We start from the raw sequence: 1,184 nt of genomic DNA, 5'->3' as shown, positions 1-1,184 counted from the left end.
TGCATTACTTTATTGTGAGCTTCCTTTTTAAATTCTCCAAGCTTCGGTGATAATTCCTCAACTAACTTTTCACTATTTATAGTAATGTTGGTATAACCTTCATTAAATTCTCCTTCATCTACTATCAAACCATTAAAATTGGTATTATAGTATGTTATAAACTTTAAATATTCCTGATCAGATGCAAACCTTAGTTTAAAACATGTATGCCCACTTTCATTATTCCTACGAAATATTGCTCTTTCCTGATTAGTATAAATACCCGCCATACCAACCAAAGTTTGTTCAACAACAGTCCCCATATATACTGCATTCATCTCCACATCCAAATCATTTTGTAACTTACGCATCACTTTAATATGGCTATACTTAGGGGATGAATATACATTCCTACTTACAACGGTTGAACTTTCTTCTCTCTCTTCTGCAATACTTGTATTTTGTAGTGCTATCCTTGCCTTATATACTTCTATTGCATCTTTTAAATTTCTGTTAGGTATTAGCTTACCGGGATCCATAGCTTGTCTTGTCATAGGGCTTTGATTACGGTGCTCCCTCATCCATCTAACTATTGACTCTTTCTCATAACTATACCCGTCTTCTGCTATCACAGGTTCTTCCATTAAATCCTGAGTGATTATGCATATATATTCATTAGGATGCTCAACTTCATTGGTATTCTCTACATTGTTTCTTATTTCATCTGTTCTCATCTTGCTCTCCTTTATTTGATAATTTTAAGTTGTTACTCTTGCTTAGTTTACATGACGACCTAACTGTGTATCCCTTGTACTATATCCTCCCAACCACTCAGCTACTTCTTCATATAATTTCCTTGTATCCATTTTTATACTAGTTAATTGGCCTGCTTGATACCTAATCATTTGTTCTTGAACTAATAATCCTGGATAGTTTTCTTTATAATAATTAATAAAACTGCTCAAATCAGCCTCACTATTAAACCTTAAGCTAAAGGTTGTTATAATTGTTTGGCTGCTTGTGCTTGTTCTAAACTGGGCACCAATTTGCTGTGTTGCTATTCCTGCGATCCCTACTATAGCTTGCTCTACTGCCGTACCTATATATACATCATTCCAACTTACTCCTAGCTTTCTTTCAAATTTCCTCATAAGTTCAGTATGGCTTAAGCTGGATTGTGTTATTCCTTCTGTCTCACTCTTCTC

The 1,184-nt window shown here is 34.5% G+C and carries 2 protein-coding genes; both read right to left on the bottom strand.

Going from position 1 to position 1,184, the window contains the following annotated elements; translation table 11 throughout:
- Positions 1–713, bottom strand: a 713-nt coding sequence (locus NF27_RS01045; RefSeq protein ID WP_039454844.1) for a U-box domain-containing protein, incomplete at its 3' end; no start/stop codon positions are given.
- 42 nt (positions 714–755) lie between these two features.
- Positions 756–1,184: hypothetical protein (locus tag NF27_RS01040; RefSeq protein WP_039454842.1), on the bottom strand; the 429-nt coding region annotated here is incomplete at its 5' end.

The organism is Candidatus Jidaibacter acanthamoeba (assembly GCF_000815465.1).
GTDB classification, from domain to species: domain Bacteria; phylum Pseudomonadota; class Alphaproteobacteria; order Rickettsiales; family Midichloriaceae; genus Jidaibacter; species Jidaibacter acanthamoebae.
Note: the sequence above shows the minus strand (reverse complement) of the source record. Positions and strands in the feature narration are given on the sequence as shown.